Origin of the sequence: Gorillibacterium sp. CAU 1737 (genome assembly GCF_039888655.1) — a bacterium.
Taxonomy (GTDB): Bacteria; Bacillota; Bacilli; order Paenibacillales; family NBRC-103111; genus Gorillibacterium.
The window spans coordinates 567,450-591,457 of record NZ_JBDQQO010000001.1; the positions used below are offsets into that span (position 1 = coordinate 567,450).

The 24,008-nt window shown below is 56.8% G+C and carries 22 protein-coding genes; 17 read left to right on the top strand and 5 right to left on the bottom strand.

All coding sequences use genetic code 11. The annotated features are described in order from the left end of the window. Nucleotides 1-116 precede the first annotated feature (116 nt). From AAFN83_RS02655 to AAFN83_RS02675, 5 genes are all read left to right on the top strand, one after another. Nucleotides 117-1,466 carry a cytochrome ubiquinol oxidase subunit I gene (locus AAFN83_RS02655; RefSeq protein ID WP_347766833.1) on the top strand — a complete coding sequence of 450 codons (1,350 nt, stop codon included), beginning with the start codon at nt 117-119 and terminating at the stop codon, nt 1,464-1,466. Beyond that, complete coding sequence (locus AAFN83_RS02660; protein ID WP_347766835.1) at nt 1,463-2,488, top strand: cytochrome d ubiquinol oxidase subunit II; 1,026 nt, start codon at nt 1,463-1,465, stop codon at nt 2,486-2,488. Before AAFN83_RS02655 ends, AAFN83_RS02660 begins: the two co-directional genes overlap by 4 nt. 79 nt (nt 2,489-2,567) lie before the next feature. Further along, complete coding sequence (locus AAFN83_RS02665) at nt 2,568-5,168, top strand: putative bifunctional diguanylate cyclase/phosphodiesterase (RefSeq protein ID WP_347766836.1); 2,601 nt, start codon at nt 2,568-2,570, stop codon at nt 5,166-5,168. Beyond that, the gene (locus AAFN83_RS02670; protein ID WP_347766837.1) at nt 5,168-6,418 is read left to right on the top strand and encodes an ABC transporter substrate-binding protein; all 1,251 of its coding nucleotides are present in this window, start codon (nt 5,168-5,170) and stop codon (nt 6,416-6,418) included. The genes AAFN83_RS02665 and AAFN83_RS02670 overlap by 1 nt, the downstream gene beginning before the upstream one ends. 71 nt (nt 6,419-6,489) lie before the next feature. Then, nucleotides 6,490-7,572 carry a LacI family DNA-binding transcriptional regulator gene (locus tag AAFN83_RS02675; RefSeq protein ID WP_481810463.1) on the top strand — a complete coding sequence of 361 codons (1,083 nt, stop codon included), beginning with the start codon at nt 6,490-6,492 and terminating at the stop codon, nt 7,570-7,572. A gap of 114 nt (nt 7,573-7,686) precedes the next feature. Here AAFN83_RS02675 and AAFN83_RS02680 read toward each other — a convergent pair whose 3' ends face one another. Beyond that, nucleotides 7,687-8,904, bottom strand: a complete 1,218-nt coding sequence (locus tag AAFN83_RS02680; RefSeq protein ID WP_347766839.1) for an AGE family epimerase/isomerase — start codon at nt 8,902-8,904, stop codon at nt 7,687-7,689. A gap of 13 nt (nt 8,905-8,917) precedes the next feature. Further along, a complete protein-coding gene (locus AAFN83_RS02685) occupies nt 8,918-9,874 on the bottom strand; it encodes a glycoside hydrolase family 113 (RefSeq protein ID WP_347766840.1) in 957 nt (318 codons plus the stop codon). Nucleotides 9,875-10,118: 244 nt separating this feature from the next. Between AAFN83_RS02685 and AAFN83_RS02690 the strand changes: the two genes are divergently transcribed. Beyond that, a complete protein-coding gene (locus AAFN83_RS02690) occupies nt 10,119-11,747 on the top strand; it encodes a glycoside hydrolase family 9 protein (protein ID WP_347766841.1) in 1,629 nt (542 codons plus the stop codon). Here the strand turns inward: AAFN83_RS02690 and AAFN83_RS02695 are convergent. Then, complete coding sequence (locus AAFN83_RS02695; RefSeq protein WP_347766842.1) at nt 11,684-12,640, bottom strand: ArsR/SmtB family transcription factor; 957 nt, start codon at nt 12,638-12,640, stop codon at nt 11,684-11,686. The genes AAFN83_RS02690 and AAFN83_RS02695 overlap by 64 nt on opposite strands. Nucleotides 12,641-12,790: 150 nt before the next feature. Next, on the bottom strand, nt 12,791-14,125 hold the full coding sequence (gene nagZ / locus AAFN83_RS02700) for a beta-N-acetylhexosaminidase (protein ID WP_347766843.1): 1,335 nt from the start codon (nt 14,123-14,125) through the stop codon (nt 12,791-12,793). A 98-nt stretch (nt 14,126-14,223) separates the two neighbouring features. Between nagZ and AAFN83_RS02705 the strand changes: the two genes are divergently transcribed. After that, nucleotides 14,224-15,006, top strand: coding sequence for an SDR family NAD(P)-dependent oxidoreductase (locus AAFN83_RS02705; protein ID WP_347766845.1), 783 nt, complete (start codon nt 14,224-14,226; stop codon nt 15,004-15,006). A 203-nt stretch (nt 15,007-15,209) separates the two neighbouring features. After that, nucleotides 15,210-15,485: a HesB/YadR/YfhF family protein gene (locus AAFN83_RS02710; protein ID WP_347766846.1), complete on the top strand. Its 276-nt coding sequence runs from the start codon at nt 15,210-15,212 to the stop codon at nt 15,483-15,485. On the opposite strand, the gene infC is transcribed toward AAFN83_RS02710, so the two are convergent. Next, a complete protein-coding gene (gene infC / locus AAFN83_RS02715) occupies nt 15,482-15,952 on the bottom strand; it encodes a translation initiation factor IF-3 (protein WP_347766847.1) in 471 nt (156 codons plus the stop codon). The genes AAFN83_RS02710 and infC overlap by 4 nt on opposite strands. Before the next feature lie 159 nt (nt 15,953-16,111). Here infC and AAFN83_RS02720 point away from each other — a divergent pair, with 159 nt between their 5' ends. The 9 genes from AAFN83_RS02720 (at nt 16,112) to AAFN83_RS02760 (ending at nt 23,907) form a co-directional block, all read left to right on the top strand. Then, nucleotides 16,112-16,414 carry a hypothetical protein gene (locus tag AAFN83_RS02720; RefSeq protein WP_347766849.1) on the top strand — a complete coding sequence of 101 codons (303 nt, stop codon included), beginning with the start codon at nt 16,112-16,114 and terminating at the stop codon, nt 16,412-16,414. Then, nucleotides 16,411-17,256: a DUF72 domain-containing protein gene (locus AAFN83_RS02725; protein WP_347766851.1), complete on the top strand. Its 846-nt coding sequence runs from the start codon at nt 16,411-16,413 to the stop codon at nt 17,254-17,256. The genes AAFN83_RS02720 and AAFN83_RS02725 overlap by 4 nt, the downstream gene beginning before the upstream one ends. Before the next feature lie 84 nt (nt 17,257-17,340). Next, the gene (gene pyrB, locus AAFN83_RS02730) at nt 17,341-18,270 is read left to right on the top strand and encodes an aspartate carbamoyltransferase (RefSeq protein WP_347766852.1); all 930 of its coding nucleotides are present in this window, start codon (nt 17,341-17,343) and stop codon (nt 18,268-18,270) included. 204 nt (nt 18,271-18,474) lie between these two features. Beyond that, nucleotides 18,475-19,863 (top strand): stalk domain-containing protein, encoded by a 1,389-nt coding sequence (locus AAFN83_RS02735; protein ID WP_347766854.1) that lies wholly within the window; start codon nt 18,475-18,477, stop codon nt 19,861-19,863. Between the two features lie 45 nt (nt 19,864-19,908). Then, nucleotides 19,909-20,763 carry a phosphate ABC transporter substrate-binding protein gene (locus tag AAFN83_RS02740; RefSeq protein ID WP_347766856.1) on the top strand — a complete coding sequence of 285 codons (855 nt, stop codon included), beginning with the start codon at nt 19,909-19,911 and terminating at the stop codon, nt 20,761-20,763. 98 nt (nt 20,764-20,861) lie between these two features. Further along, complete coding sequence (gene pstC, locus AAFN83_RS02745; protein WP_347766857.1) at nt 20,862-21,812, top strand: phosphate ABC transporter permease subunit PstC; 951 nt, start codon at nt 20,862-20,864, stop codon at nt 21,810-21,812. After that, on the top strand, nt 21,809-22,702 hold the full coding sequence (pstA, locus tag AAFN83_RS02750; RefSeq protein ID WP_347766858.1) for a phosphate ABC transporter permease PstA: 894 nt from the start codon (nt 21,809-21,811) through the stop codon (nt 22,700-22,702). Before pstC ends, pstA begins: the two co-directional genes overlap by 4 nt. Nucleotides 22,703-22,843: 141 nt before the next feature. After that, entirely contained in the window at nt 22,844-23,218 is a 375-nt protein-coding gene (locus AAFN83_RS02755) for a CidA/LrgA family holin-like protein (RefSeq protein WP_347766859.1), read from the top strand. Continuing rightward, the gene (locus tag AAFN83_RS02760) at nt 23,215-23,907 is read left to right on the top strand and encodes an LrgB family protein (protein WP_347766860.1); all 693 of its coding nucleotides are present in this window, start codon (nt 23,215-23,217) and stop codon (nt 23,905-23,907) included. The genes AAFN83_RS02755 and AAFN83_RS02760 overlap by 4 nt, the downstream gene beginning before the upstream one ends. Nucleotides 23,908-24,008: the final 101 nt, after the last annotated feature.

Here is a 24,008-nt window from a genome sequence, read left to right on the forward strand (position 1 = left end):
GGAGAAGCAAGGTTCTTTTTCATTTCGACATGGAAGAACGTGGAATTAGAGGGCTCGCTGCGGATCATACTACACCTGCTGCCTCACATTTTTCGGTCGGGGAAGGGGTTTCTCTCATGGATTCCGTTGTATGGTCCCGGGCGTTGTTCGGGACGTCGATGGCGTTTCACATTATCTTTGCCACACTTGGAGTCGGCTTGCCGCTGATGATTTTGCTCGCCGAGCTGCTTTACCAGAAGACGAAGGACCCGGATTATGAACGGATGGCCAAACGGTGGACGAAGGCGTTCGGCATACTCCTCGGGGTGGGCATTCCCTCGGGAACGATCGTGGGCGTCTTGATCTCCCTTCTGTTCCCCGGGTTTATGGAGATCGTGGGGCAGGTGATCGCACTGCCGTTTCAGATCGAAATCTGGGCGTTCTTTCTGGAGGCTCTCTTTATGACCATTTACGTCTATGCGGCAGGACGGCTTCGACCGTCTCTGCGAATCGCGAGTCTGGCGCTTGTTGCCTTCGGCGCCCTCATGTCGGCGGTGCTGATTACAGCAGCACAGGCATGGATGAATACGCCGACCGGTTTTCGAATGGTGAACGGCCAGGTGACGGACGTCAATCCATGGAAAGCGTTCTTTAACCCGGCGTTTCCCTATTCCGCTTCCCATGTCGGCATTTCGGCCTTTCTCACCGGAGCGTTCGCGGTCGTGTCCGCAGGAGCGTACATGCTGCTCAAGCCCGGTGGTTCGGAGAAGGAACGAGCCTACCATGCCAAGGGCTTGCGGCTCGCCCTCGCAACCGGTGCGATCTTCGCCGTCTTGACGGCCGTGAACGGCCATGGAGTGGCGCAGGCGCTCGCTCGGCATAACCCGGAGAAGCTGGCAGCCGCTGAAGCTCTGTTCGAGACACGCTCCCATGCGCCGCTCACCTTGATGGGCATTGCCGATCCGGATACCCAGACCGTCCGCTATGCCATCGAGATACCCGGGGCCCTCAGCTTCCTGGCCACCAATCGATTTGACGGCGTTGTCAAAGGCTTGAATGAGGTCCCCCGGGAGGATTGGCCGCCCCTCTATACCCATACCCTGTTCAATGGGATGGTCATGATCGGAGGCTTCCTGATTCTCGTCCCGCTCGGGGTCTGGCTCTATAAGCGATATCGCAGGAAGGAGCTTCCCCGCTGGCTGCTCTACGTGTGCCTCTTATCCGGCCCGCTCGCCATGCTGGGTATTGAGATGGGGTGGATCTTCAGCTGTTCGGGACGGCAGCCCTGGACGATCTATCATGTTCAACGGACATCCGAAGCCGCGACTCGCACGGGCAATGTCGGGAGCTTGTTTCTCTTGTTCTCTGCGCTCTACCTCTTCCTTTTTGTAGCAACCGGTGTGGTCATGTATTTGTATTTCCGTTCGCATCCGGTATCGAAAGAATGGCCGCTGCCCGTTGAACGAGAAGGGGAGGTCCAGTCATGAACGCATCTCAGCTCGCCATCACCCTGATCTGGGTGCTGCTCTATGTCTACTCGGTTCTCGGCTCCATTGATTTCGGAGCCGGCTTCTGGGCGATGGTCTACGGCAAGCCGGAGTCCGAGCCGAACCGGGTAGCTAACCTCTTTCTGTCGCCTTCCTGGAAGGTGACCAATGTGTTTCTGGTGCTGCTCGTCGTTGCCCTCGTCGGTTTTTTTCCGCATGCGGCTTATATGCTGGGAACGATCCTGCTGTTGCCCGCGGGCCTCGTCTTGATTCTCCTTGCCATCCGAAGCACGTTCATGGTGTTTGCCTATTCCGTCTCCGGCAGCTTCGCCGGTACGCTCCGCATCGTGTCGGGATTGACCGGCCTGCTCATTCCGGCACTGTTGCTCAGTGTCCTGCCGATCTCGCTCGGCGGCTTCGTCTCCATGGCAGACGGCTATCCCCAGCTTCATTTCGGAAGGCTTCTTCTGAGCGGAACCGAATACGCCCATATCGGATTTGGGCTGGCGACCGAGCTGTTTCTCTCCGCCTTGTTCCTCGCCTCGTATGCCGAAGAGAGCGGCAGGGAGGGGGCGTACCTCTTCTATCGCAAAGCTTCGTTGTGGCTCGGCCCGGTTACGCTCGTAACCGCCGTGATCACGACGCTCACCTTCGTGCCCGAAGCCTCATGGATCTTGCCTAACCTGCAACGAGCGGCTCCATATTTCAGTTTATCCGTTGCCGCCTTCGTGGCAGGGTACAGCGCCCTATGGTGGAAGGGGAGGGGAGGCCGAACCGGGAGACCGAAGGCAGCGGTCCTGCTCATCGCTCTCCAATACGGGCTGGCTGTCTTTGCTTACGGGGCTGCGCACATGCCGTACATCGTCTACCCCTTCCTGTCGGTGGAGGAGGGCTTTACCAATACCGCGATGTTCCGGCAGCTTTTGATCGGGTACGGAATTTGCCTCTTCCTGCTAGTGCCGGTCTTCATCTGGTTTTGGCGGTTATTTTTCCGAGATCCGGCATATCTTGCCAAGGATTGAGCGGCGAGCAGGAGGAAAAGCATACCATCCGTCGAATATTTCCATAGTCGATTGAATCTCACATGGGAACGGATGGCTCATGAACTCCTTGACGTTTCGCAGAACGCGGAAGCTCCGCTCAGCTGCCCTCTATGTTCTTCTTGGCGCAGCCGCTCTTTATGGGTATACCCATCCGGTCAGTCTTATGTTCGGACTGGAATTTTCTTTTGCCGCGCTGTTCTTGTTTCTCACCGGGCGTATGTATGGCCTATCCTGGTCTCTTCTCCAGGTTCTAGTCCTGCACGCGGCCGGTTATTTCCTCTACGGGCCGTCCATCGGTCTGTTCCTGCATGCGGCGGAATGTACGTTTGTTATCCTCTTGTGCGGACGCAGCCACCCGCGTGACTTTTTCTGGGGCGATCTGCTGTTTTGGCTGGCGCTCGGGCTTCCTTTCTTGACGGTCAGCTTATGGGGAACGGGCTTCACGGAGGTGCTGGATTATCCGCTGCCGTATTTCGTTCCGCTGATGGGCGGACTTATGAATGCGCTCGTCACTGAGCTTCTCGTCACCTACCTGACCCTTTCGCGCGGAAGGATTCGCCTTCGCCGCATTCCGCATGGCAAAATTCGCTTCAGCCGACTCCTCAAGCAGATCACGCTCGCCTGCATTTTTGCTTCAAGCTTCTTTTACCTGCTCAACAACAGCCGTACCCTGGAGCGAAGCATCCTCGATCAAGTGCGCAAGGAAGCCGGGACGTCCATTCGGATGATGGAGACGACGATGGCGAACTGGTCGAAAGAGGACGTTCGCGGGATCAAGCTGCGCAGCTTGCTATCCTATGCCCAGTTGGGACAGATGGTTCGAGATACGACCCTCTCATCCGATTACGAATGGGCGCTGCTAACCCAATCCGGGGAATGCCTGCTGTCCAATCCGGAGGGCGGCCCCGAATGGCTCCGTTCCGGGCGTTGGCGGAAGTGGAATCTTCCCCTCTACGAATGGAAACCCGATCGAACCTTCCAGCGGGTTGGAGAGAGCGATTGGAAACGAAACGGGTTCATCTATTCCGCCGAAGGGCAATCGTACACCCTCTATGTGAAAATTCCGCTTGTCAAATTCAGCCCCATGGCCCGAGGCATGTATATGGCTTCCATGAAAAGCTTTTTGATCGTGGTGCTCATGCTGAGCTTGTTCGCCTATCTGGTTCACAACTTTTTCCTGAAGACGATTGGACAGCTGGCTGCCAGTACAGAGAACATCCCGCTGCGCTTGAAATCCCGAACCAAGATCGAATGGCCGCAATCTCGCATCGAGGAGGTGTATTCCCTCATCGGGAACTTCCGCTCGGTCACAGAGAAGCTCTCCGATATGCTGCAGGACTCTTGGCAGATGGCGCATTACGATGCTTTGACGGGGCTGCCGAATCGCAGGCACTTCACCGAGCATCTGCGTTCCAGGTTGAAAAAAGGGGGAGGAAGCGACGCGCATCTGGCGGTGCTGTTCATCGACCTGGATCGGTTTAAGCAGATCAACGATACGCTGGGGCACGGAATTGGAGACGACCTGCTCTGCCAGGTCGCGGAGCGTTTGGATAACGAGCTTGGCGAAGAGGCTTTCATCGCCAGGCTCGGAGGCGACGAATTTGTGGTGGTGATGGAATGTCACGGCGAACGGCTTCCTTCCGATGCGGCGGATCGCTTGCTGGAGAAGCTGAACCATCCCTTCCTCGTAGACGGCCATGAGCTGTTTGTCTCGGCAAGTATCGGGATCAGCTTGACGACGATCCGCGAGGAATGGGAGCTGGACGATCTGCTCAAGAAGGCGGACTCGGCCATGTACGATGCGAAGGGCAGCGGCGGAAATGCCTACAGCTTCTACGCGCTCGATCAAGCGAAGTCGATCTCCGAGCAGATGAAGCTGGAGTTCGAGCTTCGCAAAGCGCTCGATCAAGGCCAGATGAGCCTGGCCTATCAGCCGATCTATCACTCCGGCAGCGGTCAAATCGTCTCGGTTGAGGCGCTGCTGCGGTGGAACCACCCGGAGCTGGGGAGCATTCCCCCCAGTAAATTTATTCCCGTTGCAGAGAGCAGCGGCCTGATCAAGACGCTGGGAGAATGGGTCATTCGCGAGGCGTGCAAGCAGGCGAGGGTGTGGGCGAGCACATCGACCGCTCCTTTTCGGGTAGCAGTCAATCTGTCCCCGAGCCAATTCCGGCAAGGCTCGGTTTATCGCCTCGTCAAGCAAGTGCTGGAGGAGACCGGGCTTCCGCCTGAGCTCCTGGAGCTGGAGATTACAGAAGCGGTGGTTGTGAACCATGTCGGCAAGGTGATGGAGGAGCTCAAGAGCCTGAGGCAGCTAGGGGTCCAAGTGTGGATCGATGACTTCGGAACCGGGTATTCCTCCCTTGGGATGTTGAAGACGCTGCCGGTGGACGGCTTCAAGATCGATCAATCCTTCGTTCGAGGAATCCCGGAGGATTCGGATAATCTGTCTATCGTTCGGACGGTTCTGGCCTTGGCCGAATCCGGAGAATGGCGTGTGATTGCGGAGGGAGTGGAGACGCGGACCGAATCCGAAGCATTGACCCGTTTGGGTTGCATGGAACAGCAAGGCTTTCTTTTTAGCCAGCCGTTAACGCCGGACCAGATTGCCGAGCGGTATGTGCTTGCTTGCGCGGTCAGTAAGGAGGAAGAGCTCTGATGCGTCAAGTACGGTGGTTCCTTCCGCGGGCACTCCTCCTTATGCTAGGGCTTCTCCTGCTGCTGACGGCATGTACGGCCTCAGTCGAGACGGTCAATCCCATTCCTTCCTTGTCACCGACTACCAAGCCATCCGCTCCTCCAGAGGGAGATCGGAAGCTGAGAATCATGGTTCCCAAAGAGCTCCCTCCTGCATGGCAGGAAGAGCTTCAGGCGATGGAGGAGCAGCAGCCTATTGAATGGCTTCGGGTCGACTCTGCGGACGCGAATGCGTATCTGGACGCTCTGGCTGGATCGAATCCGCCCGATCTGCTGTTGTTTGGCGCATCCCTTCTCGGGGAGCTGCGCGGCCTGAACGTCTTGGAAGACCTCAGTTCGCTGCCCTATGGAGGCTTTTCGTATAACCACGTGTTCCCCGGGCTTAGTCTGGATGCGTACAAATCACTCGACGGGCGCCGGCTGATGGCCTTTCCGCTGCGCTTATCTGCACTCGTCACCTTCTATCGAGCCGATCTGGTGGAGAAAGCGGGCTATCCGAAGGACCCGGAGTCACTCGGAGACCGCCTGGCGGACCCGGAGGAGTGGGTAAAGCTCGGAACGGCCGCCAAAGCCAATGGGCAATGGATTCAGGAAAAAAAGACGGACAGTCTCGACTTTCTCATGGCCGGTCAAGGATTTTTTGACGGGGACGGAACGTTCGTACGAAGTACACGAGAGCTGATCACCCAGCTCGATGCGGTTCAGCGGGCGTACCAAGCAGGGACGGCTGCCGAGTGGGACATTGGTTCCTGGGTAGGGCGCAATGCCCTTCATCAAAGCCGATTTGCTATGCTGTATGGGGCGGAGTGGAAGCTGGCCGACCTGAAGAAGCTGGACCCTGAGCATGCTGAAGAATGGCAAATGACCAGGCTGCCGTTTGACACGTATGCGCCGGGCGACACGCTGCTTTTTGCCATTCCGAGCCGTGGGAGCCAATCCGAGCAGGCGTGGGCATTCGCGACGGCAATGCTGGAGCGCAAAGAAAAAGGCGAATCGTATGCCCGCCAGTGGGCCTCCCGGTTCCCCCCATCCTGGCCCACTCCTCTGGATCGAAAGGCCGAGAAGCTGTGGAGAGCGACGGTTTCTACCTACCTCTTTGATGAATCCAAGACCTCAACGCAAGCGGTAGCGACGGGCTACGCGCGAACCATCGCCGAGCTAAACCCCGATTTGGGCCGCCTTTTCGAGCAGATCCGCCGATCTTCGAGATAGTGGGACCGGAACATGCTATAATAAAGGCATTGAAGCGAGTAGGGATCGCGTATTGACTTGGAGTGAACCTTTTGAGCAAGAAAGTGACAATGCAGCAAATCGCCGATCATCTGGGCGTATCCAAATTTGTCGTGTCCAAGGCCTTGTCTGGAAAAGGCGGGGTCAGCACGGCGGCGAAGGAGCGGGTGCTGGAAGCGGCAGCCCAGCTCGGTTACTTCACTCAGCAAAACGGCGGCCGACTCCGCAGCAAGAAGGAGGACAAGGCGGCCAAGCCGTCTGCACCTCGGCAATCTGTGCTGGTGCTGATGCCCAATGTGCGGTACCAAACGATGGACTCCACCTATTGGGGCAAAATTATTGATGGAATCTCGGCAGGTCTGGCCGATGATCAATATGGAATGGTCATTCTTTCGGAGCAAAATGTAGACAACCTCCGAAGGGTATTAAACTTGGACGGAATTCTCGGCATCATTGGAGTAGGAGTCGTGACCTCCGCAATCCTGCTGGAGATTCACCGGCTCGGTTTGCCGATGGTGCTCGTCGACCACGAGGATGCGTTGATCCCCGCCGACACCCTCTTCCTCAACAACATTGACAGCATGAATCGCCTTACCCGGCACCTCATTGCCATCGGCCACCGCCGACTGCAATTCATCGGAAGCGTCGGGTTCTCCCGAAGCTTTCAAGATCGGTTTCAGGGATATCGCGCGGCGATCGAGGAGGCGGGGCTGACCCTTGGCGATGAGCCTCAGGGCTACCTGGAGCTGGACGGCCTGGATCATTACGAGGATCAACTTGCTCCCTGGCTCCAGAAAAAGAGGGAGGAAGGCGAGCTGCCGACAGCACTCGTCTGCGCCAATGACTCGATTGCCATCGGCGCATTGATCGCTCTTCATCAGTTGGGAATCGACGTACCCCAACACGTGTCCGTAACGGGCTTCGATAACATCGAGGATTCCGCGTGGACAACGCCTCCGCTGACTACCGTTCACGTCCCGAAGGAAGCGCTGGGTCGCCGTGCGGTACGCCAGCTTATGGACCGCATTCAGGCGGGCAATGAGCCTTATGAGAAGCTTCTTTTGGCGGGTGAGATCGTCTACCGTGGCTCCATCCAGGAAGGGGAGGCGGCGGGAGAGCGCGGAACGGCAAGATAACGCAGGAGATGAGCGGGAGAATAGTAGAAAAGGGCCGTACCGAGAAGAGAGTTCTTCGTCGGTACGGCCCTTTTGGCTATACAATGAATAGGTTTAAAGGAATTGCTGGAGGGCTTAGTGCTTGGCGTGAACCTTTTCCAACCGTTCGATCATTTCGATGCAAGCACGGCCGTTGTGGTACGGGCATTTCCAGGCGCTCACCTTGGATTGCTCGGTGATCGGCTTGTTGTCGGCATCGACTCCCCAGTACCATTCGCCGTGAGTGCGGTCTGCGATGTATTGGTCGATGAACGCCCAGGAGTTCGCGGCTGCTTCCTGATAACGGGTATCCCCGGTCAGCTGATAGGCGTTATAGAACCCGACCATCGCTTCTGCTTGCGGCCACCAGTCTTTGGTCCGTTCCAGCAAGGTTCCGTCGGCTTCCGCTTCGTTCCAGATGCCTCCGTCCTTGTCGATGCCTTCGTTCAAGGTGGCTTCCGCCATCTTGATGGCGACGTCCTTGACGCGGCTCAAGAGCTCTTCGTCGCCCAGCACTTCGGCTGCTTCAAACAGAAGCCAGCTGCCCTCGATGTCGTGGCCGTACGAGATATGATGGGATTTGATGCCCCATTCCATATCGAAGAAGAGCAGGAAGTGAGCCGTCTTCGGGTCAACGATATGGTCGATGGTGACCTCGATCAGTTCCTTGAGCGTGCGGTGCAACTGCTCAGACGGCCAGATGCGATACAGGTTGGTGTAGCCTTCGAGCACGTGAAGATGGGTGTTCATCGACTTCGGAACGTTCAAGTCCTTGCCGCTCAGGCTGTGGTCCTCCGTCGGGGTCCAGTCGCCCAGCAAAGCCTCCACGTAGCCTTTGTTTGCAGGGTCATAAGCGTGTTTTTCGAGAAGCTCGAACAACCGAACCGCTTCGTCCAGAGCGGATTGATCCTGGGTGATGCGATAGTATTCCGAGAGGGCATAGATGACGAAGGCTTGCCCATACACTTGTTTTTTGGTTTCAGCAGGGTTCCCCTTGGCATCAACGCCCCAGAAGAAGCCTTCATGCTCCTGATCGTAGAAGTGCTTTCTCAGGTAGGCCAGTGCCCGTTCCGCAATCTTGAGATAGCTGGGCTCCGGGTAGAGGCGATAAGCGGACGAGAACGTCCACAGAATGCGCGCGTTCAGCACCAGGCTCTTGCCGGCGTCCGGCACAACGGTCAGGTCGCTCTTGATTTCACCAAGAAAGCCGCCATGCTCTTCATCCAATGCCCGCTCCATCCAGAAGGCCAGGATGTTGTCTTTCAGTTCTTTTTTTAAATCGGGAAGCAGCGTTTCGTTCATCGGCTTCGTCATTGGGTGTTCCTCCTCATGAATTCTGTAATTTCTCGCGGTAGTAGGTCTGAATGGTCTCTTCCGCTTTTTTGCCATACACGTAGTAGCCGCCTGTATGCGGAGCCGCTTCTGCCGATGGGAGCAGGGCAGGCCAGTCCCAGAGCATGAAGCCCTCCACCCAAGGGCGCTTGTCGCAGGCGGTAAACATCGCCCGATAGAACGCATCCTGAGCTTCTTGAGAGGGGGTTCCCTTAAGCGACCAATCGTTCGGAAGGAATTCCGAGCCTTCCTGGCTCATGCAGCCCGCTTCAATGAAGAAGAACGGCTTGCCGTGAGCCTGAACAACCGCCTCGATTCGGTCGAGGTTCTCCTCCCACGCATCCACTGGATAATAACCGCTCGAAGAGATCACATCGACGGCATCCCACCAGGACACGTGGTCTTCCTGATACTTGTCGCAGTTGTACGTGATCGGTCCGGAGTAAACCTTGCGAACTTCCGCAATCAGCTGGCGCCACTCTGCCTCGCGGTGATCGGTGGACACCATCTCGCAACCGATGCAGAACAGCTCACAGCCGGTTTCCTCGGCGATCCGAGCATGATGAACGATAAACCGCGTGTACGATTGGAACCAATCCGACCACTTGGGCTCACAGGGCACATCCCGGTCAAAAAAGCGGATATGGGCCCGCCAGGTGCCGTTGCGTACATTGACAACCGGCTTCAAGCATACTTGAAGCCCCAGTTCCTTTGCTTTGCGAATGGCATTCTTTACTTCATCGTCAGTGACGGTGGGAGCGTTCTCAAAATCGATCTGGGTGGATTGAGGATGATCCTGCAGAGCAGCAAACGCGATGGTAACCCAGTTCAGCGCAAGCTTGTCCGCCATGATCTCCATGGAGTGCATTGCCTCTTCTGTTGCCCAGGTGCCGCGGGTGCCGGTCCAGCCCCAAGTCATCCCAGCCTTATAGCCATGAAGCGGGTTGTTCATAACATCCTTCCTCCTCTGATCCGCTATCGATGTTAGCATAACAGAATGCAAATCATATAACAACGACGGATTCATAGCAAAATCATTCAAATTCTACACTGGATTTAGCTCCTGATTTGTTAGGGGAAAGCAAATAACAACAGGAAGCTGTTATTTTCGGGTTCTCTCTTGTTTTTGCCTCCTGCTCTGGTTATTCTTACATGAGGATTTTCTTTTCATACTACTGAAGGAGGATTACAACCGGATGGAATGGAAACCACAGGTGAACCAAGCAGGTTATTTGCCGCACGAAAGAAAGCGCTTCCATGTGGAAGCGTCTCAAGCTTCCTTTGAAGTTGTTCACGCTGACAGCGGAGAACCTGTATGGAGGGGGACGACATCGCCTGCTCATTTCGACGCGGCAAGCGGCGTGAACGTGAGCGCAGGCGACTTTACCGAGGTCCGCGAGCCGGGCCGCTACCGGATTCGCATCGCGAACGGAGAAGAGACCGAGGTTGCGATCGGCGAGGACTGCTATCACGAGCTGCATCAGGCGCTGCTGCGTGCCTTTTATTTTTTGCGCTGCGGCACAGAGCTGACCGAGCCTTTTGCCGGTCCGTGGACGCACGCTGCGTGCCATCAGACTCCTGCCAAGGTTTACGGGCGGGAGGAGCTGCGCGAGGTGAACGGAGGCTGGCATGATGCCGGCGACTACGGCAAGTACACGGTGGCTGCGGCGGTAGCGGTAGCGGACCTCTTGCTCGCCTACGAGCTTAACCCCGCCGCTTTTGCCAAGCCGCTTCCGCTGCCGGAGACAGGCCTGACCGGCGGGATGCCGGATGTGCTTCACGAATGCCGCTACGAGCTGGAGTTCCTGCTGAAGATGCAGGATGAGGACGGCGGGGCCTTCCACAAGGTCACTACATATCACTTCTGCGGCCTCGATGTGATGCCGGAGGAGGATACGGCACCTCTGGTACTGTCGCCCGTTTCCTCGACGGCTACGGGAGATCTTGCCGCGATCCTGGCGCTGGCTGCTCGTCTATATCAGCCTTGGGACGAAGCATTCGCTGCCCGCTGCCTGAGCGCGGCCGAAGCCGCATGGGCATGGCTCGTTCGTCATCCCGAAGGGCTGCTGTTCCACAACCCGCCCGAAGTGTCGACGGGCGAATATGGGGATGTCTCCGATCTCGATGAACGGTATTGGGCGGCAGCCGAGCTGTACCGCACGACCGGACAAGCCCTCTATCACGATGAGGTCAAGCGCCTCGTTCAACAAGGAGGCTTTGACCTGTGTGAGCTGGGCTGGGCTGCCGTCGGCGGCTACGGAACGATCGCTTACCTGCTGATGGAGCGGAGCCAGACGGAGCCGCGCCTCCGCGAAACCTTGCGCACAGCCTGGCTGGCCCGCGCCGATGAGCTCCTTGCGATTGCGGAGGCGGATGGCTATGGAGTCGCCCTGCAGGCGGATAAGTATGGCTGGGGGAGTAACATGAATGTTCTGAACCATGCCCAGCATCTGCTCATTGCTTCATTGGAAGGCAGAGATATACGCTATAGGCAGGCCGCATTGGAACAGCTTCATTACCTCCTCGGTCGCAACGTACTTGGCCAAAGCTACGTAACGGGCATCGGCAGTGTACCGCTGCGCAATCCCCATTACCGGCCGGGAGTAGGCGACGGCATCGAGGAAGCCGTGCCCGGTATGGTGTCGGGCGGACCGAATCCGGGTCTGCACGATGAATACTCTCGGGAGCATCTGGCTGGTCGCGCCCCGGCAGCCAGCTTTGCGGACCATGAGGACAGCTACGCGACAAACGAGATCACAATTTACTGGAATTCGCCAGCGGTGTTCGTGACCTCCTTCTTCGTGTCGTTCCCGACCAAGCTGTAATAGGTTCGGAACAGGATGTCCTGCTCATAGTTGCCGAAGCCGCGTCCGTACAGGGTCAGCCCTCCGACATGGCGGGCTGTCTCCGGAACGGCAATGCGAAGCGTCCAGTCCGAGCGTTGGCCTTCGAAATCCCGTAAGGAGACGGAGGACAGCTTCTGCCCGTCCACGTAGGTTCCGGTCGTCGTCACACGAAGCACCTTCAACCAGCCGTGCTGATTGATTGCAATCGTCCACCAGGGCGGGTTCAGCTTACCGCGGGTGTCGCCGGGGTCGCCGGGGCTTGTCCAGATGCCCAGCAGGAGTCCATTCAAGTAGAAATGGATATCCGAGGGCCAGTCGGCGCTCGTCCCCGGTGCTTCGGAGCCCAGCTCCAGCGAGATCTCGATTTCGTCCAACGCCTGACTGGCCAAGAGATAGTTAGGGATGCGGTATTCAATCGAACCGGAACCAAACCAGAGAATCTCGGCATGCATGCGCTCGGGATCGAGAAAATAGCGGGTATCGTCAAATTGTCCAATCATCCGCTCCCGGCGGGCGAGCCCGCAGGTGGGGCGAACGTCCACGCCGGAATAATGGCCAACCGGGACGGCTACCTCATGGTAGTGACGGACCGTCTGCATGGCCTTCGGCAAGATGATTTCTATCCGCTCTGCGGAGAGCGAACACATCTTATGCGTGCCTCCGCCGCGGCGCTTTAGCTCGGTTTTAATCAAACCGCCTTTTTCTAGCTTCTTAACATGCATGGTGACGATGGCGCTGCTTAACCCGAGCGCTTCCGCCAATTCCTTTACGTTGAGCGGCCCCTCTGCCAGAAGCTTCAAGATGCGAAGCCTCACCTCGCTCGCCAAAGCTTCGTACAGCGGAAGCCATTCCGAATCGGTTGTTGCACGCATGCCGTTAACCTCCTTGTAACCTATGTAAGAATTAGATTAATCCATACGGGTCCAAAAGAAAAGAGAGTGCGAGTAGACGCGCACTCTCTTTTTTGGCTTTTTTGATCTTTGCTTGCTCATGTCCTCAGATACGGCTTGCTGCTAGGCAAGTCACGGCATGTACCGGTTCAGCAGGTTGTTCGCCCGTTTATTCAAATCCGCCACATCCGGTCCGATCGGGGACTCGTCGGTCAAGCTGTATTTTTGCTTCAAGCGAACGATGCGCGTCACGCTCTCATCGAGGCGTTCTGAGCTGATTTTCCCGCTGACCACTGCTTGCTTGAGCGCATCGAGCACAAGCGTCTCCTTGTCCGCATCGTGGCAAACCAGGACGATGTCTCCCCCGGCCAGAACGGCCTGCACGGCTGCGTCCGCCAGATCGTAGTTCTCGGCGACTGCTCCCATCGTCATGTCGTCGGTGAACACGACTCCGTCGAACCCAAGCTGCTTGCGCAGCAACCCGTCGATGACCTCCTTGGAAAAGGAAGCAGGATGCGTTTTATCCAACTGAGGCAGCAGAATATGTGCGACCATGACCGCATCGGCTCCTTGCTCGATCGCAGCTTTGAACGGCACCAGCTCAACCCGGTTCAGGCGGTCCATCCCATACTTGACGACGGGAAGGTCAATGTGGGAATCCACCGAGGTATCGCCATGCCCCGGAAAATGCTTGACGACCGGGACCACCTGCCGCTCGGCGATTCCTCTCATCGTCGCCACACCCAGGTCGCTGACCCGCGACGGAGAGCTGCCGAAGGAGCGGTCCCCGATGACCGGGTTGTCGGGATTGCTGTTTACGTCGAGAACCGGAGCGAAATCGAGGTTGTACCCGAAGCTTGCGAGCTGTTCTCCGATCAAGCGGCCCACGTCACGCGAGAAGGTGGTACTGTCCACCTTGCCGAGGGCGAGATTGGTCGGCCACTTCACAAACTCACTAGGAAGACGCGTCACGCGTCCGCCTTCCTGATCGAGACTCAGCCAGAGCGGAAGTGGATTGCCGGCGTTCGCTTTCTTTAACTGGCGGGAGAGGGCAAGCATTTGCTTGGAGTTCTGCAAATTGGGCTTAAAGAAGATGATCCCGCCTACATGCCTCTCCTGGATGAACCGACGAGTGGTCTCATCCATCTCCGTGCCTTCCATCCCGATCAGCACCAGCTGGCCGATCTTTTCATCAATCGTCATGCGGTTCACAGCAGCCGCAATCTCGTTCTCGGGGGAGGAAATTCCGGTTTCGACAGGAGGAGCCTCCGTTGCGGTCGACGGAGAGGCAACAGGGGAGGAGGAAGGCGGGGCATCCACGCTTGGAACCAACGACGCCGAGCTGGCCGCAGGCGAGGGAGCCGAATTGGATGAGGAGCTTTTCCCCGCGCAGCCGCTAAGGGATGCAGTGAGCAGAAGGGCAGCGAGCGTGAGCGACAAGGACGAATAGCGGGACAAGGGTTTCATGAATCGGCCTTCTTTCTCAGAAAGATGCAGGGGGTGGGGAAGTTTGGTATCCTATCCCTGAATGAGAGACACGTGAAATTGGAGAGGAGCATTCCCACATGAATTTAGGACTTCAAGGCAAAACAGCCCTTATTACCGGTTCGAGCAAAGGCATCGGGTATGCAACAGCCCGGCTTCTCGCCGAAGAAGGGGCCTCCGTCGTGCTGTGCGCGAGGAGAGAGGACGAGCTTCAAACCGCAGCAGAGCGCATCCGTCAGGAGACGGGGGCCCAGGTGCTTGCGGTGAAGGCGGACGTTACCCGCGCAGAAGATTGCCAGAACGTAGTCGATCAAGCGGTTCAAGCCTTCGGCAGGCTTGATATTCTCGTGAACAACGCCGGGACCTCAGCGGCGGCTCCTTTTGATGCCGTCGGTCCGGAAGCGTGGCAGGCGGACCTTGATCTCAAGCTGTTCGGAGCCATTCATTGCTCTCAGGCTGCGCTCGCGCCCATGCGTCGTTCCGGTGGAGGAGCCATCGTCAACATCTCGACCTCCTCGGCCAAAACCCCTCCGGCTTCCACGCTGCCGACGACGGTTAGCCGGGCCGCGGGACTCGCGCTGACCAAGGCGATGAGCCGCGATCTCGCGAAAGACAACATTCGCGTCAATGCGGTCTGCATCGGGCTGATCCGCAGCGAACAGATCGAGCGCAAGTGGCAGGAGTCCGCGCCTGGGCTCCGTTGGGACGAGTTCGCAGCACTGCCCGATCACGGCATTCCGCTCGGACGAATCGGTACCGCAGAGGAAGCCGCCCGGGTCATTGCTTTTCTGGTGTCGGATGGAGCCTCCTATGTGACGGGAACCGCCGTGAATGTGGATGGCGGGAAGGGACCGGCTCTTTAAGAGAGAAAGCCGCCTGCTTGCAAGCCAAAGGCTCTCTGAGCAAATCCGAATGTGGAGAGCACTCTCTCGGAAAGAACCGTCTTAGGATTTCCTTTCCGCTTGAATTCCTTCCGCCAAGTTGCGACTGCGGCCGATGATTTCTGTCCATGGGGGCATGCTAGTCCTATCCCAGCGGCGAGAAGCCGCAGATAGGAGCATTCCTCATGAAACTGGATGTAACTCCGTCGGCCGCCCAACTGTTCAAGAACGAATGGGGCTATCAGCAAGGCGATCAGATCCGCGTCTTCGTCCGTTATGCCGGCGAAGGCGACGATGCCTTCGCCTTCGGGATTGGCCGTGACGAACCGAGCTCTCCTGTGGCAAGTGTGAATCAAGACGACCTTCATTTTTTTATGGAGCCGAATGATCTGTGGTACTTGGACGGACGCGACTTGACCATCGATTGCGGTGAGGAAGGCATCATCTTCAACAAGCTCTAAATCGGGTCTACCTGCACGGAAACCTGCTTGCCGCTCACCTGAATGCCGGTCAGAGGTTTTCCGAACGGCTTCAGCTCGCGAAGCAGGCTCTCGACGAGACCTTTGGCCTCTGCTCCTTGCTTGCTGTTCGTCAGCTTGACGGTGAGGAGCACGCTGTCCCCTTGCTTCAGCAAGCGTTCGGCCTGCAATCGCTTCGTCTCAAGGTCATGCTCTTCGATCTGCGGGGTGAGCCGAAGCTCCTTGACCTTTGCCTTCCGTTCGCGTGACGCGAGCTCCTGATCCTTGGCCTTGCCTTTTCCAATCAGGCGGCAGGGGGGCGGGCTGGTGAGAAGAGATGTGCAGACAAGGTCCACCTTGCTTGCTTTTGCAAGCTTGAGGGCTTCTTCCTTGGTTACGATGCCGAGGTCTTCTCCGTCTAACCCAAACAGGTGGACTTCGGCGGCTTTGATGCTTTCGTTGACAATCATGGCGATCCTCCAGACAGCAACAGGCTGCTCGTTCGCTTCGCGCGGGTGAGCGGCCTGCTTTTTTTATGCTATTATAACACCAAGAAGAATGGAAGAAGAACGGGTCTTCCACCCCACGGTAGGATTGAGGGTTGAAAGCACGCTATAGGAGGATTTGCCATGAATTCAAAAGAGATCGAACAAGAAGTCATTCGCCAGTACCGCGAGGGCGAGGAGATGATGATCCTGGTTTTCGCTCAGTGGTGTGTGAATCAGGGGCTAGACCCCTCAGAGCTGTACACCCGCGCTTATCCCGCGCATCCAGAGAGTCCGGCATTGACGCATGCGCTCGGCCTTACGGTTCCGAAGGAGGAAGCGGGGGAGATCGCCGACGATACGCTGCTTACCGTGCTTTCGTTTTACGACAATCCCGATTTGGCCTTCGTCGTAACCGAAGAGATTGCAAGGAGAAAGCGCGGATGATTCGCATTGGCCTGGCGGGCTGGGGAGACCACGACAGCTTCCACGTCGGGAAAGTGCCGCCGCAGGAACGGCTGAGGGAATATGCCGCACATTTCCCCCTCGTGGAGGTGGACAGCAGCTTCTATGCGGTTCAACCGGCACGGAATTTCGCCAAATGGGTTAAGGAGACACCCGAGCGCTTCGGATTCGTCGTGAAGGCCTACCAGGGCATGACCGGCCATCTGCGGGGAAAGCCCCTATACTCGGACGACATCGAGATGACGGTGGCTTTTCTGGATTCACTCAAACCGGTTGTCGCAGCCGGGCGGCTCGAATGTGTTCTGTTTCAATACCCTCCGTGGTTCGCATGCACCAAGGAAAACGTCGCCCAACTTCGCGTCGTTCGGGAGCGGATGGGAAACCTGCCGTGCGCACTCGAGTTTCGGCACGAAAGCTGGTTTCTAGAGGAGATGCGTGAGCGCACGCTTGCGTTTATGCGGAAGGAACGCTGGATTCATACCGTATGCGATGAACCGCAGGTCTCCCCCGGCTCCGTCCCGCTAGTGCTGGAGAGCACGGATGCTGACCTCACCCTCGTTCGATTTCACGGCCGCAACGCTTCCGGCTGGAGGCAGAGCAACGATGCGAATTGGCGGGAAGTTCGCTACCTGTACCGTTATAAGCCGGACGAGCTGACCGAATGGGCGGATCGCTTGAAGCTTCTTGCCGAGCGAAGCAAGCGGGTCGCGGTGATCTTCAACAACAACTCCGGCGGAGATGCGGCGGACAACGCTCTTTCGCTCATGGCGATGCTGCCGGATGCGGAAGAGGGAACAGGACCGCGTCAGTTGGATTTGTTTTGATGGAAAGTGGAAGAGCCCTCTTGATTAATGCAATCGAAATGGTAGGATGTTAGAGACCATTCCCTTCATGAAAGGAAGATACCTGTGACCGCCCATTATCACGTTCTAGGAGCCAAACAATTCAACCGTCCCGAGCTGGAAGAGCTGTTCGAATCAGCCATCCGCATGGAGAATCGGGAGATCTGGAGCACGGATCCCCGCTATTCCGGGAAGGTGATGACGACGCTGTTCTTCGAATCGAGCACGAGAACCCGGCTTTCCTTTGAATCCGCCATGTGCCGACTTGGAGGCAAAGTCATCGGGACCGAAAATGCTGCTCAATTCTCTTCGACCATCAAGGGCGAGACGCTGGAGGACACGATTCGGATCGTGTCGGGCTACAGCGACGTCATCGTGCTCCGTCATACGGACATTGGGGCAGCAGAGAGGGCTGCGAAGGTGGCCGATGTTCCGATTATCAATGCAGGGGACGGAGCGGGCGAGCATCCTACCCAAGCGCTGCTCGACCTCTATTCGATCCGCAAGGAGTGCGGGCGAATTGACGGCTTGACCATCGCCATGATCGGGGACCTGACCTATGGGCGGACGGTTCACTCCCTGAGCTACATGCTGACCAATTATGAGAACATCAAGATTCTGTTCGTCTCTCCGGAGAATGTGCGGATTCCGACTTACGTCCGTCACTACCTTGAGGAAAAGGGTGTCTCCTATGCCGAAACGGACCGCTTCGAGGATGCCTTGACCTCGGCGGACGTGCTCTATCAGACGCGCATTCAGAAGGAACGGTTTCCTTCAATCGAGGAATACCGGAAGGCAGAAGGGCGCTATATCATCAATGCGGAGATTTTGGAACGGATGCGCAAGGACGCCATTATCCTTCATCCGCTGCCGCGAGCCGGCGAAATTGCTCCTGAAGTCGATGATGACCCGCGTGCCGCCTATTTCCGTCAAGCCCGAAACGGGTTGTACATCCGAATGGCGCTCGTGGAGAAATGTCTGCAATACGAAGGGTAAGCTTCACTCTTATAGTTCTCTTGAATCCCGTGAGCGGTCCATAGACCGCAAGCGGGATTTTTTGATTTCTGAAAAGGGGACGACCTTTACAAATCCTTCATGAAAAATCCATTTCGCCTTTACAGTACCAAAATCATCCAATGACAAACGAATGAGAGAATGAGTTCGAAAGGTACATATCCTGAATCGGGAAAAGGTGAAACCATGAAGCCAAGTTGGAAAAAGACGATGCTTACATTAACGGCAAGCGGGGTTGGCTTTGCAGCAATGGCTCTGCCAGTGGCAGCAGCACAAAAGCCGGTTGTTCAACAAGTAAAGGTTAGCTTGGACGGACAACAGGAGGGCGTTCGCGTCATCGAATCGAACGGGACGTCTCTGATCGCCATTCGAGATCTGGCCAACAGCTTCGGTATCGTGCCGGAGTATGCAAAAGGTCAAATCGTCCTGAACACGGAAGTGACGGTTGAGCTCACGGTCGGCTCGACAGCTTATCGGGTGAATGGAGAAGAAAAAGCATTCACCATCGCTCCTTACGAAGTAGCCGGATCGGTCTTTGCCCCGCTTAACGAACTCGTCGAGGCCCTTGGCGGAACGGTGGAGAAGAGCGGCTCCAACATCCTCATTCAAAGCTTCCAACTGGCAGAAGGGGAGTTCTCGTCAGTTCGCTGGATCAGCAACGATCGCGTACTTGCTGTACGTGAAGATGATCACGCCCTCGTTCTGATCGATACGCTGTCCAAGCGCAGCACGGTTCTGATTGCCGATGCTGATGCAGCCGGACTGGTGCTCTCGCCGGATGGCAAAACCGGGATTTACACGCTGGGCAACGGAACCGTCAAGACGATCAACCTGGCAACCGGTATCCTTCGCACCGTAACCAAGGATTCTTCGGTCAAGACGGATCTCGTCTGGTCGGCGGACGGCAAAACGGTCTACTTCATCCAAGGCGACAACCAAGAGAAGCTGGCCAGCCTGAACGTGGAAACCGGGGTCATCTCGAAGGTTCTGGAGGACAAGGTTACCTACAAGTCCGATCTGCGAGTGTCTGCTGACAGCAAGAAGCTGCTCTACCTGGTGAATATTACGGGTACAGCCAAGAATGACAGCAACAGCACCGAAGAATCGCTCACCATCGACTACAGCACGGCGGGAACGCAATTGGTTTCACTGGAGCTTGGCAAAGCGGACGCGAAACCGGTCGTTCTCACCTTCGATGCAGCCAATAAGCTCTATCCGCAGTTGCTTAAGGATGGAAGTGCTGCCTACATTCGCATCGACCCGGCTGCCGCTGATCCGGTAGGAGCCTTGGAGCTGGTAACAGGTGCGAATCAACAGAAGGAAGCGGCTCTCGGTCTGGATGTTCTCGAAGCTTCTCTGAACGCAGCCGGCGATCTGCTCGTACTCGGTTCGAACAAGAGCGGCCTGCTGGAGCTGCACCAAGTTCAACCCGATGGAACCTCCAAGTCTCTCAGCTCGTTCTCGCTGGATCTTTCGAATGCGGTTGTTTCTCTGGACGGTCAGCATACCATCGGAACGGTGGACGGCAAGGTTGTCCTGGCAGCAGGCAGCAGCGTTCAATACCTGACGAAATAATGGCCCCAAGCCTAGCATCTACCCTAACCATGAGGTGAAATCAAAATGAAATGGTTTAAAAAAGCATCCGTTCTGGCTCTCTCCCTTACTCTTCTGGCATCCACGGCCGCGTTGACGGCAGAAGCGAAGTCGACCCTGAAGGGCAAAATCACGATCAACGGCTCCACGGCACTCCTGCCGATGACCAACCAAGCCAAGAAAGAATTTCTGAAGCTGAATCCGAAGGTATCGATCAGCGTCTCCGGCAAGGGCTCTGTTACGGGTCCTCAATCCGTCAGCAAGGGCATCGCCGACATCGGCGCTTGTGACTGGGATGCGAGCTTGGACGTACCCGGCTTTAAAGCCTTCAAGGGGCAAGTTGCTCACAAAGTTGCAGTTATTCCGTTCGCCGCCATCGTGAACAAAGACGTGAAGGTTAGCAACCTTTCGACCAAGGAACTGCAAGGAATCTTCACCGGCAAAATCACCAACTGGAAAGAAGTCGGCGGTCAAGATGCCGATATCGTCGTCATCAACCGCTCCTTCGGCTCCGGCACCCGCGTCAACTTCCAACTGAAGGCGCTCGACGGCACCGAGACGGTCAAGAAAGACAAGAACTACAAGGAAGTTGGCTCCAGCGGCGACATGAAGACGAACGTTGCTTCGACGCCGGGCGCTATCGGCTACATTGACCTTGCGTACGTGAACAGCGATGTGAAGGCTGTCAGCATCAACGACGTTGAGCCGACGACCGACAATGTCATCAAGGGCAAGTACAAGGTTTGGTCCTACGGCTATTACATGACCAAAGGCCAACCGACCGGCGCTACGAAAGCCTTCATCGAATACGTACAAAGCAAGACGTTCCAAGAAGGTTCCTTGAAGAAGATGAAGTTCATCCCGATCTCCGCTATGAAATAATAGATTCTTAGCCTTGCGAACAACGTTTCTGGGATAACCCGCGGCAAGCCGACCTTGCGACTGGCAGGTCGGCTTTGCTTTACCTGGAGGGGTATTTAATGAAGAAGACGAAACCGCTGCTCATTGTCGACGGCAGTGTATTGGCTGCACCGGCAGCCAAGCGAATGGGGCGGCGAGGAAAACGGACTCGCTTGCAGAACCGGATGTTCCGCCGGTACGTTCAACTGAGCATTGCCTCCCTATGCTTGGTGCTGGCGATGGTGCTGATCCTCGTCGGGCAAACCGGACTGACGGTATTTAAAACGCTGTCGCCCGCTGATTTTTTCTTCTCGCTGGATTGGACACCCGAGGAGGACCGGTTCGGTGCCGGCTCTTTGATTCTGGGGACGTTGATGCTCACGGGGCTCACGCTGCTCTTCGCTGTTCCTTTGTCGGTAGGGGTGGCGGTGTTTCTGTCTGAAATCTGCCCGCCTTGGCTGAAGCGAATCTATCGGACCATGCTGGATATCCTCGTGGGAATCCCGTCCGTTGTCTATGGCTATATCGGACTGACGGTGCTCCTGCCTATCATCCGGCAGGCGTCGGGCGAGAACCTGGGCGATGGTCTTCTCGCGGCATCGCTGGTGCTCACCCTCATGGTGCTGCCGACCATCTGCCGAGTAAGCGACGATGCCCTCACGGCTGTGCCCTCCTCTTACCGGGAAGCCGCATATGCGCTGGGCTCAACCCGGCTTCAGATGATTGCCAAGGTGCTGGTTCCGTGCGCTTCCCGCGGCATCCTCTCCGCCGTCATTCTCGGTATGGCCCGGGCGATCGGCGAGACGATGGCCATCGTCATGGTCATCGGCAACACCGCTCAAATGCCTCGTGACCTCGTGACCCCGACAGCGGTTCTGACGAGCAACATCGTGATGCAAATTTCAAACGTGGAATTCGATTCCACCTGGAGCCATGCCCTCTACATGATGGCCTTCCTGCTGCTCATCCTGTCCCTCGCTCTCATTATTTTGCTCCGGGCCGTTCGGGCGAAGGGAGGGAATGAGGCATGAGTCTTGCTGAACGCAATGTTTCGCGCAGCCTGCGTCACAATCGAGCCGTTCGCTTCTGGAACCAGACCGCGACCTTCGGCTTCTGGCTGCTGGGGGTTCTGCTGCTGTCATTAATCCTGTGGCTGCTCTTTACGATCATGAACAAAGGGTTGTTTTCCATTGACTTCTCCTTCTTGACCAAGCTGCCGGAGGATATGGATGAAGGAGGCGGCATCGGGCCGGTTCTGTTCAATTCCTTCTACATTCTGATCCTTTCCCTGGCCCTATCCGTTCCCCTCGGCATCGGTGCCGGCATCTATCTGGCGGAGTATGCCCCGAAGGGCAAGCTCACGGAATTCATCCGTGTTTGTGTCGAAGGGCTGGCATCGGTGCCTTCCATCGTCTTCGGGCTGCTGGGCATCGCGATCTTCGTAGAAGCCTTCGGCATCGGGCTGACCATATTGGGCGCCTCTGTCACACTCGCATTCTTAAACCTGCCCGTGCTTACGCGAGTCACCGAAGAAGCGGTGCGCGCGGTCCCAGAGGAATATCGCAGCGCGGCCTATGCGCTCGGCTCCACCAAGTTCCAGTGCATCCGCCGCGTGGTTTTGCCTGCAGCGATGTCCGGCATCATCACCGGCATCTGCCTCACCGCCGGTCGAGCCTTCGGAGAATCCGCCGTTATTATTCTGACAGCGGGGCTCAGCACCTCGGGCCGGATGTGGGATTTCAACCTGTTTTCGCCGGGGGAGACGCTTGCGGTCCATCTCTGGTATATCCAATCCGAGGCACTCGTCGCCGATGCTCGCCAGATCGCCGATAAGTCGGCTGCGGTGCTGGTGGTCGTGGTGCTGCTGATTAACTTGGTGTTCCGTATCCCGCTCTGGCTGCGGACCCGCAGAATGAAATAACGACTCGGCTGGTAACGGTCGAAGTAAGCGGTTTTAAGTATGAGGATTGTTTGAACGCAGGGAAGGAAGGGGACGGATTGGGGCCTCGGAGGTTTACTCCATCGGTGGTTCAGGTGTACACTGATGCGGGAGATGAAATTCATGAAAAAGATCACAGCCTTGCTCCTGCAAATCGGGGCCCTCGTTCTCTTTTCCTGGCTGGGCAACCTGCTCGCCGATTGGCTCCATCTGCCCATTCCGGGTACGCTTGTGGCCATTCTTCTCGTGTTTGCTCTCCTCCATGCCGGGGTACTGAAGCTGTCCTGGCTGGAAGCCGGAGCTGATTTTCTCATTGCCAATCTTGTGCTGTTCTTCATTCCTTCTGCGGTTGTGCTCATGAAGCACACGGAGTATCTCGCCAGCCATGCGGTTGGGATTGCCCTCGTCGTCGTACTGGGGACCTTCCTGATCATGGCGTTGTCGGGAACGCTCACCGAGCGTCTCATCAACAAGCGAAAGGATGAAGAGCCGCAATGATCTGGGTAATGGGAATTTTCTATGTGCTCCTGACGCTGGGAGCTTATCTGATCTCCAAGCTGCTGTACCGGAAGACCAAGTTTCTTCTCTTTACCCCGTTCCTGATCGCTCCGCTTGCGATTGCGGCGCTCCTCATGAGCACAGGAGTGGAATACGATACGTACAACCACGGAGCGAAGGTGATTACGAAGCTTCTTCAACCGGCTACCGTAGCCTTTGCCATTCCGCTTTACCGCTATTCGGGGCTGTTGTGGAAGCACAGGAAGGCGATGCTGATCGGCATCGGCAGCGGGATTCTGCTTTCCCTCGGTACGACCTTGCTTCTCACCGCCATCGCGCAGATGGATGCCGGGACGGTTCGCAGCCTGCTGCCGCACTCCGTCACAACTCCGCTTGCGATGCTTCTCTCTGAGACGTTGAAGGGAGACCCGCAGGTATCCGTACTGTTCACGATCATGACGGGGATTGCGGGGATGGTGCTCGGGCCGATCGTCATTCGGCTGTTTCGCATTAAGCATGAGGTCTCCAAGGGGCTATTGCTTGGCGTGGGGGCTCATGCCGCCGGTACGGCAAAGGCTTTCGAGCTGGGAGAGCAGGAAGGGGCCATCGCGAGTGTAGTGACCATCGTCACCGCTCTGCTGACGCTTTTGGTTGCTCCTGCTCTTGTGAGCTTGCTGGGCATTGCCTGATTATCTCTTAACGGAATAAGAGGAACCCGCTGTTTTCCACCTGGGGAAGGCAGCTTTTTTTATGGGAAAAGACGAGGACAAACCTTGAGAAACTGTGATCT